The sequence below is a fragment of the Sulfurovum sp. bin170 genome (assembly GCF_010892395.1).
Classification (GTDB): Bacteria; Campylobacterota; Campylobacteria; order Campylobacterales; family Sulfurovaceae; genus UBA1140.
In genome coordinates, this window is sequence record NZ_JAACKB010000185.1 from 1 (window position 1) to 1,851 (window position 1,851).

At 29.7% G+C, this 1,851-nt stretch carries 2 protein-coding genes and 1 pseudogene; 1 reads left to right on the forward strand and 2 read right to left on the reverse strand.

Annotated elements, in window-relative coordinates; all coding sequences use genetic code 11:
- A pseudogene (locus tag GSY74_RS10860) lies at positions 1-77 on the forward strand (hypothetical protein); the annotation flags it as partial.
- 49 nt (positions 78-126) lie between these two features.
- On the opposite strand, the gene GSY74_RS04380 reads toward GSY74_RS10860, so the two are convergent.
- Positions 127-1,086 (reverse strand): transposase, encoded by a 960-nt coding sequence (locus GSY74_RS04380; protein ID WP_164663890.1) that lies wholly within the window; start codon positions 1,084-1,086, stop codon positions 127-129.
- A gap of 2 nt (positions 1,087-1,088) precedes the next feature.
- Complete coding sequence (locus GSY74_RS04385) at positions 1,089-1,712, reverse strand: transposase (RefSeq protein ID WP_164663891.1); 624 nt, start codon at positions 1,710-1,712, stop codon at positions 1,089-1,091.
- Positions 1,713-1,851 lie beyond the last annotated feature (139 nt).

Consider the following 1,851-nt stretch of genomic DNA (forward strand, 5'->3'; position numbering starts at 1 on the left):
GGTCATTTTTAAATGATGCCCACAAGGATCTCAAAGCAGACTTCATCATTGCAAACCCACCTTTTAATGTAAGAGACTGTGAAAGAAGTATCTAAATTAAATCTTAATCAGAAATAAGAAGTGTTATTATTCCATATAAATAACACTTTCTTCTCTAAAATTATAAAATTCTCTAATCTTAATAAAATATTTCCAAATATCTAAGAATAACAAGATATAAGCCTCTATTTCACCCTTTATCTCTTGGATATTTCCATCTTTTAGAGCAATTATTAGTTTTCTAAATAGAGCTATCCCTATAAGATTAAGTAATCTTCTAAAATTATAGCTAAACATAATTAAAGCATTCTCTCCTGATACTTTTTCTATCCCTCTTACTAAAAAATGTTCCCATCCTAAATGTCGTTTGATTGTTCCAAATGGATGTTCAACTATTGAGCCTCTTCTTTTGATAAGCTCTTTTGCTATATTGCTTTGCATCTTCTCTTTATGTTTAATGACACTATCTAAGCATTCTGAGCGAGAGACTCTTTTATAGGCAGTCTTTTTAGGGATACAGTTATCTCTTAAAGGACAAGCTTTACAGGTTTTACTTCCTGCTCGATAGACATAATTCTTAGTTGCATTATCTTTAGTTATCACAGAGTTGCTTTTAGTGAGAATTTGCTGGTTTGGACATATATAGCTATCAATCTCTTTATCATAGATAAAATCACTATGAAGAAAGAACCCTCTATCTTTTTGTTGTTTCTCTTTATTAGGCATAGATACAACAGCATCAATACCATCTTCTTGACATTTTTCAATCTCTTTTGCACTATAATAACCAGTATCTGCTACAATAGTTATATCATCATTTTTAGTTATCTCTTTTGTTTGTGTTGCCATTGAATGCAGTTTACCATAGTCATTACCATCACTACTTACTTCTGTAGCTACTATAAATTTAAACGAATCATCAACAACTATTTGAGAATTGTATGCCATTAGATTATGTGCAGGTTTTACCATCACTTTTGCATCTGGATCGGTTCTATTATATTGAGTAAGTCTATTTTTTTTAAGAAATGTTAAATCTTTCTTCAATTTTACTTTTTTTTTACAATCTTTGGTAAGTTAGTTGTACAAAGTGATATTGAAGCTATATCTTCTTGATCTGTAAACTCCATATTCTTAAAGTAAGTTTCTATTTTTTTATCTATCTTTTTTAAATCTCTCTCTATACTCTTTGTCATAATTAGTTGATTCTTTGATGCATTTGCTCTTAGGAATGCTCCATCTACTGCTACTAGTTCTCCTGTTATCAAGTCTAAATCTTTACACAATAACACAAATTCTTTAAATACTTTTTTTAGAGGTTCACTATTATCTTTTCTAAAATTTGCAATTGTTTTATAGCTTGGATACAATCCTGCACAAAGCCACATCATCTCTATATTTCTTTTTATCTCTATCTCTAATCTTCTTGAACTTCTTATTTTATTGAGATACCCATATATATAAATCTTTAATAATAGTTTGGGATGATATGCTGGTTGTCCATCTGTTGCTTTTAGATTTGATTTACTAAATCCTAACTTCTGCATATCTAAGAGTTCTACATAATCTTCTATCCCTCTTACTTGATTATCTTCTCCTATATACTCATCTATACTTGGTGGTAAATTCAACCTCTTTTGTCTATCTTGTCCCTCTTTATATATATTACTCATTTTAGAAATCTTTTTTAGGTTTTTTGTTACTCTTATTATACATAATTTTAGATAAATCTTTGAAGAACTCTTAATATTGTTTTAAGAGTCTTCTTTCACAGTCTCGGAGGGAGGGGAGATTACTTCCCTACCCCTATCA